Source organism: Clostridium sp. HV4-5-A1G (genome assembly GCF_900184915.1).
Taxonomy (GTDB): Bacteria; Bacillota; Clostridia; order Clostridiales; family Clostridiaceae; genus Clostridium_B; species Clostridium_B aromativorans.
Map to the genome: position 1 here is coordinate 1 of NZ_FXYI02000191.1, position 6424 is coordinate 6424.

General features: G+C 33.6%; 8 protein-coding genes. 1 reads left to right on the plus strand and 7 read right to left on the minus strand.

Annotated features, from left to right (window positions below; genetic code table 11):
* Positions 1-74 precede the first annotated feature (74 nt).
* Entirely contained in the window at positions 75-1067 is a 993-nt protein-coding gene (locus J5G60_RS15640) for a thermonuclease family protein (RefSeq protein ID WP_236035333.1), read from the minus strand.
* 124 nt (positions 1068-1191) lie between these two features.
* Positions 1192-1947 (minus strand): DNA adenine methylase, encoded by a 756-nt coding sequence (locus J5G60_RS15645; protein ID WP_150356538.1) that lies wholly within the window; start codon positions 1945-1947, stop codon positions 1192-1194.
* Positions 1948-2165: 218 nt separating this feature from the next.
* Between J5G60_RS15645 and J5G60_RS15650 the strand changes: the two genes are divergently transcribed.
* A complete protein-coding gene (locus J5G60_RS15650) occupies positions 2166-2357 on the plus strand; it encodes a hypothetical protein (RefSeq protein WP_150356539.1) in 192 nt (63 codons plus the stop codon).
* Positions 2358-2816: 459 nt separating this feature from the next.
* Here J5G60_RS15650 and J5G60_RS15655 read toward each other — a convergent pair whose 3' ends face one another.
* The 5 genes from J5G60_RS15655 to J5G60_RS15675 form a co-directional block, all read right to left on the minus strand.
* Entirely contained in the window at positions 2817-3461 is a 645-nt protein-coding gene (locus tag J5G60_RS15655; RefSeq protein WP_150356541.1) for a hypothetical protein, read from the minus strand.
* A gap of 24 nt (positions 3462-3485) precedes the next feature.
* Complete coding sequence (locus J5G60_RS15660; RefSeq protein ID WP_150356542.1) at positions 3486-4298, minus strand: glycoside hydrolase family 25 protein; 813 nt, start codon at positions 4296-4298, stop codon at positions 3486-3488.
* A gap of 25 nt (positions 4299-4323) precedes the next feature.
* Entirely contained in the window at positions 4324-4632 is a 309-nt protein-coding gene (locus J5G60_RS15665) for a hypothetical protein (RefSeq protein WP_150356543.1), read from the minus strand.
* Between the two features lie 137 nt (positions 4633-4769).
* On the minus strand, positions 4770-6026 hold the full coding sequence (locus J5G60_RS15670; protein WP_150356544.1) for a flagellin N-terminal helical domain-containing protein: 1257 nt from the start codon (positions 6024-6026) through the stop codon (positions 4770-4772).
* Positions 6027-6136: 110 nt separating this feature from the next.
* Positions 6137-6316, minus strand: a complete 180-nt coding sequence (locus J5G60_RS15675; protein WP_150356545.1) for a carbon storage regulator — start codon at positions 6314-6316, stop codon at positions 6137-6139.
* Positions 6317-6424 lie beyond the last annotated feature (108 nt).

The window sequence follows — 6424 nt, forward strand, 5'->3', positions numbered from 1 at the left end:
ACACTTCCCCTTCTTAATTTTATTATAGATCTTTAGTAAATCTATTTCTTTGTGTCTACACTTTTATACTAACATCATTTCTTACCAGTTTTGGTTACATAAACAGTTTGACTTTGGTTTGTTGCAGATGGCTGTGCAGAAGTTTGCTGTTGTACTGTTGCTGTTGAAGTGTTTTGATTACTGCTACTGCTGGAACTTGCAGAATTGGAACTTGAAGGAGCACTTATACCATCTCCCTTAGTAGTACCATTAGGATTTATAGCCCACAATCCTCTACTGTTTTCCCTAGCTTCAGCACAAAATTTTCTAAAATAGTCAGCATACTTTACATTAGGCTGAATTGTCATTTGTTCTGCATAACCATTGTAAGCAAGTATTGCATTGAACATTTTAGCCCTAATTTCACTTTCGTTTATTTCTTTTGGTGGAGAGAGCCATACATATCTTAACAACCTTCCATATGTATCTGTATTCCCTGCATCACTTTCAAGATATACTGTTTTTCCAAAAAGTTGTGATTTGGTATAATCGGAAGCCTGTTCTCCATATTGTTCATGCTTAGTCGTAGATTCTGGAGTATTTACTCCAATAAGTCTCACTTTTGCAGTTTGTCCATTTTCCAATTTTACATACACTGTATCTCCATCTACATGACGAGTTACAGTAGCCTTATCCAGCTTTATCGGTGATTTAATTTCTTGAGCTTTAGTTGGTGTAGTGTCTTTTTTAGTAGTTTTAACTGGAGTAGTAGACTTTTTAGGTGTAGTATTTTCAACCTGTGTATTGGAAGCAATATTAGATTTTTTTGTCTGAGTATCAGGCATGTTATATGCACCAATATACATTATTATGAAAGAAACCAATAATGCTAGAATTGATTTCTTAGACTTATTTTTAAACACATCTATAGCAGAAAAAACTACAAAAGGTAATGTTATTACAGCTAAAAAAGTCCAAAAACTTGATGTAAGAGCAGTTAAACAAATAAAATAATAAATTGAAGCTATTATCATTTTAGGCTTTTTGCCTGACCTAAATCCGGGTATGTGTTTTAAAATATCCCTCAATCTAAAATCCCCCTTTAATAATTATTGTAACAATTTGTTCACAATTAATTATTTCTACAATAATATGTATATTCCTGCTAAATTTTATTTAAATATGTAAAAAATTCTCCCCAAAGAGAGAATTTCAATAATTCCTAATAATCAACTCACTAAACCTATGCTCTTTATCCTTGTATTTTCCAATAAGATTATGATTTCTTTGAACTTCATCTACATTGAAATCTTTATATAAATTCCTCACAAATTCACAATCATTATAGGAAAGAATAAATTTCCCTTTTACTTTCTTCAAGCAATCACGTAACCTTACATGGTCCTCTTCTGAAAATTGGGCCTGATAATATCTTTCAGCGCCATAGTATGGTGGATCCAAATATATTAGCGCATCCTCTTTATCGTATACTCTAAGTAAATCCTGAAAATCTTTATTTTCAATGACTACATCAGACAACCTCTCCTGAATATCCGTAAGATACTGAATCATGACATTAACATTTTTCTTTACGCATCCGTAGGATCTGTGGTCACTTCCATAGCTTGTCTTAATTAGCATAAAGAATCTAGCTGCCCTTTGAATGTCCGTCATTCCTCTAGTGGTGTACTGGCTGGCAAAATCATAAAATAATTCCCTTGAATTCAACATGAATGAAAGTTCCCTCTGCAACTCTCCACAATGGAATTTAACGCACCTGAATAAATTCACCAGGTCCCCATTTATATCGTTGTATACTTCCATGTCGGCCAGCTTATCTTTTGAGAACAGCACCCATGCTGCACCTCCAAATACCTCTATGTATCTATTAAAATTTTCGGGAAATCTTTTAACTATCTCCTTCCTGAGTAACTTCTTCCCGCCTATCCAACTTATAAAACTATTCATATATACCTCCTATGTTCCAGATAATACTATTATATACGAACATATGTTCTATATCAAGGTAGACTATGGATAAACTTTATAAATATAGATTCATGGTTAAAATTTATGCTATAATAATTATCAGGAGAATAAGGATGTTTTTAGTTAGTCACCCTCCGGACTTTATCTCTTACAAAGGAGTCGTTGCGGTTAATCTGACAGCAGAGGGGGTGACATATATGAATGCTTATGTTATTATCGTTTCCATAGTATGCGTAACAACAATGGGCATAGCTTTAGGAACTACAGTAATTTTTGCTATGCTGGCATATTTAAAGGAAAAAGCTGTACTTAAACATAAAAATAACTTTAGGGATAATAATGAAATTTCTATCATTGTTGATGATGAAGATAATCATTCAAAAAATTAAAATGCACCCATTCGACTAAGTGCATTTTAATTAACTAAAAATATCATACAAAAACCGTAACGGCTTCTTTTAAATATATTATATCACATTATACTATATTTTAAACATATGATTATTAATTTTACATAGAAACAAAATTACAATAATTTGTACTCGTAAGTTATTATAATATAATTATTATTTTAAGAAAGGAGTAGTGTCTTGGAGGCAAACTATATTAGCATTATTATTACTATTGTTAATTTTGCTTTATTAATAGCAATTATATTTGGCATATATAGAGTGATAAAAAGTTTCAAAAACTTTTTCATCAGAAATAAAGAAATGGACAAGAAGATAGATGTTATTTTAAATAAATTAGATGATAAAGAGAACAAAACTAAAAATTTTTAATTTACATCTTTCTATTTTTATCAACTAAAATAAACCCTAGAGCAATTTTCCACTCTAGGGCTAAAATTATTGAGCTGGCTGTGCTGGATGAACTGTAGCGTTTGGCACAGGTTGAGTTGCTTGGGTATTCGTATTCTGTGTAGTCCCCACAATACTCTGCATATCAGCAACCTTCTTTTTCAATTCTCCGTTTTCCTGCAGCAGCTTGTCTCTTTCACTCTGTAGCTGTGAATTTTGAGTTTGAAGCTGCGATACCTGACTTTGAACTGCCGTCTGCCCAGCTGACTTTTTCTCTTCTGGGCTTTTGAGTTCATATACTTTGTTTTCAATTACCCCGGAAACTATGGCCTTTACATTGTCATCAACTTCTATACCCAACTTTTGAAGTACACTATATACATAATCTTCAGCACTCTTTTTCCTCTGGTCCGCTGGAAGCTGTGAAGATATATTGAGCTGCTGAGCTTGTCCTACACCTATTTCTGCATAGTGTTCTATGATGCTCAAAATATTTAGGAATTTATTACCCGGTACTATAGCTTTTGCAGCATCAGTATATTTTTTGACCTCCTGCAGGCCGTTGTCAACCTTTTGTAATATCTCTCCAGTGTCAACACCCTTCCTCTTTAAAGCTGGCAGGAGCACCAATACTGCAGCTCCCACTCCAACAGCTAGTCCTATAACAATAAATAATATAGTTGTACTTGACATTTTTACATTCCTCCTAATCAATCTTTATTTTGTTTTCGCTATATAGTTATCTATCTGGCTTGCAGGTATCATCTGTGTTATATACCTAGTGTAATTTTTCTTATCGGCATCCGGTCCTATGCCGATTACTCTCTTGATTCCACTAAAATCAAACGGTACTGAGTTGGAAATGATGGGGCATTTAACATGTGCCGATAGTTTCAACACTGCGTTTAAATCCCTCGGGTCCCTAAAAATAATTATTGCATCCACTTTTTTCTCACCTCTTTTTACAGAATTGTAGAAATCCTCCGCCATATAATTAAGATCCACATACCCGCTTATACCTGATATCTGTCCCTTGTCCGTATACTGCCATATGGCATATTTACTCCACAGCGTAAAATTAGGAGAACTTATCCCATAATTGGCAATCCAAAGAGGATACTTTGTTATTTTGGAATTTAGATGTGATTTTATATAGTTTGGATTACAATAAATAACTGCCGGAGCTATAGAAGATATAGCATCCAGAAATGCCAGACAGGCATCCGTCATGTCCCCGCTGCACTGCTGTTCAAAATCCAGAACTACGAAATCTGGTTTTTCACCTGCGGCAATCTGTTTAAAAAAGTTTGCTTCCTGGATGGCTTTGGCTACATTCTTAAAATTTCCAAAATGATAAGCCCCGGTTATAAGTCCCAAGGCTTTGGCATTTTTTATATTGCTATTATAAAATTTGTCCACAAAGGTACTTCCCTCGGTGGCTTTGGCAATTACAAATTCATGTCCTGTATCTTTGAGAAGTTGAATATTAACTAAACCGTTAAGATTGCTTATGTCTGTGCCTTTAATCATTTCAATTTACCTCCTTATTTTATTTTCAATTTAAAAACTTGCCAATAACAACGCCGGCCAATATGGTAATAATCTTATCAATAAGACCCTCCCACCTTTTAGCCGGCTTCTCCTTTAAATTATCTAATTGTATTGTCATTTTTTCTATCAATTGCTTTATGTCCTCCAGGGTTTCTTTGAAGTTTTGCACATCCTTCGCAGTTCCCACATTCTGATTTTCTATCTTTTTCAGTCTGTCGGAATGGTCATTCAACCTTCTCTCGTGCTGATTAAAAGTTTCATCTATTTGTTTGTGCCTTTCTTCACACAACTTTGCATCATAGCATTCACTCATGGAGCACCTCCTTAAAGATTTGTATTAAAAAGAGTTCTGGATTTCTCCAAAACTCTTAAAAGTTTACTTTTTATTAATTAATAATAGTTTTTCTAGTGATTCATTCTCATTTTATATTATTACTTAAGATATAATCATTATCTTAATAATTGAAGAACCTGCTGTGGTTGAGTATTTGCTTGAGCCAACATTGCTTGAGCAGCCTGAGAAAGAATGTTATTTTTAGAGTACTCAGACATCTCTGCTGCCATATCAACGTCTCTTATTCTAGATTCAGCAGAAGTCAAATTTTCTGATGAAGTTCCAAGATTGTTTATTGTATGTTCCAATCTGTTTTGGAAAGCACCCAGTTTTGCTCTTTCGGAAGAAACTTTCTGAGTTGCTGTATCAATTACTTTTATTGCCACATTAGCTTGAGTTTGTGTAGTGACCTGAAGACCTGCAACACCTAATGCAGCTGCACTCATATCATTAATATCAACACTTAAACTTTGATTTGTATTTGCACCAATTTGTAATGTTGCAGTTCCATCAGTTCTAACATCTTGTGCAGCAGTTGTTTCATTAAAAGAAGACAATGCATTTGTTGCAGCAGTTCTAATATTTCCCGAAGAATCTTCTACTGTAATTGTTACTCCTTCAATTGCACCTGCTGTGCCTGCATTAGCAGCTGTAATTTTCAATGAACCATCAGCATTCGCAGCTACAGCTAAATCTGCATTTGCAGTAGAACCATCTGTAGTACCAAGTGCAGCAGCAGAAAGAGTGCTTACTGAAAATGAATTTGTAACTGTAGATCCATTTTTTACATAAGAAATAGAAACTGTATCTGTTTCTTGAATCCCTAAATTATTACCATCTGAATCTTGCAATGAGGTTAATGCTGCTGCTGAAGTATCTGATAATATAGAGCCTCCAGATTTTAATACAGCACTTGTATTAACATTAGCAACTGCTGTATTAACAGCTTTACCCATAGAACCATCTAATAAATTTTTAGTGTTAAATTGAGTAGTATTTGCTATTCTGTTAATTTCATCTTCTAATTGTGTCATTTCAGATTGTATTGCAGTTCTATCATCATTAGTATTAGTATCATTAGCAGATTGAACAGATAAAGTTCTCATTCTTTGAAGTATGCTATGAGTTTCATTCAATGCACCTTCAGCAGTCTGAATAAGGGATATTCCATCCTGGGCATTAGTTGATGCCTGGTTAAGTCCATTTATCTGTCCTCTCATTTTTTCAGATATTGCAAGTCCTGCTGCATCATCACCAGCCCTGTTTATTCTAAGACCTGAAGAAAGTTTCTCCATTGCCTTTGATGCATTATTTGAATTGATGTTCATGTTCCTTAATGCATTGTTTGCCATTAAATTGTGATTAATGATCATAATATTTCCCTCCTTGAATTTTATATAGTACACTTCCTTGCGTACTAATTCTTATATTTATAGTTAAACTTAAATTAAAAAGTTTACTAACAATATTAACCAATAATATATTACTTAATTGACTTACCCTCATGTTCTTGTTCCCAAATTTCTCCTCTTACAATTTCCATATCTTCAGGAGCACTTATAGCAAGTCGTAAATCATTATATTCATTATCTTTCACAACTTTAATTTTTATTTTATTATCAATTACTACATATTCTCCAGGCTTTCTACCTAATACCAACATTATCTTCCCCACCTTGAATTTTTATTCTATTCTCCCTCACATTAATTTATTCGGAGTATCTAAAATAAACTTTATATATAATTTCTGTCTCATATACAAATCTCCGAG

What these genes read in the sequence shown, in the direction of transcription:
- J5G60_RS15645 (WP_150356538.1), bottom strand. Translation starts at nt 1,947, where the DNA reads ATGAATAGTTTTATAAGTTGGATAGGCGGGAAGAAGTTACTCAGGAAG.
- J5G60_RS15650 (WP_150356539.1), top strand. Translation starts at nt 2,166, where the DNA reads ATGAATGCTTATGTTATTATCGTTTCCATAGTATGCGTAACAACAATG.
- J5G60_RS15655 (WP_150356541.1), bottom strand. Translation starts at nt 3,461, where the DNA reads ATGTCAAGTACAACTATATTATTTATTGTTATAGGACTAGCTGTTGGA.
- J5G60_RS15660 (WP_150356542.1), bottom strand. Translation starts at nt 4,298, where the DNA reads ATGATTAAAGGCACAGACATAAGCAATCTTAACGGTTTAGTTAATATT.
- J5G60_RS15665 (WP_150356543.1), bottom strand. Translation starts at nt 4,632, where the DNA reads ATGAGTGAATGCTATGATGCAAAGTTGTGTGAAGAAAGGCACAAACAA.
- J5G60_RS15670 (WP_150356544.1), bottom strand. Translation starts at nt 6,026, where the DNA reads ATGATCATTAATCACAATTTAATGGCAAACAATGCATTAAGGAACATG.
- J5G60_RS15675 (WP_150356545.1), bottom strand. Translation starts at nt 6,316, where the DNA reads ATGTTGGTATTAGGTAGAAAGCCTGGAGAATATGTAGTAATTGATAAT.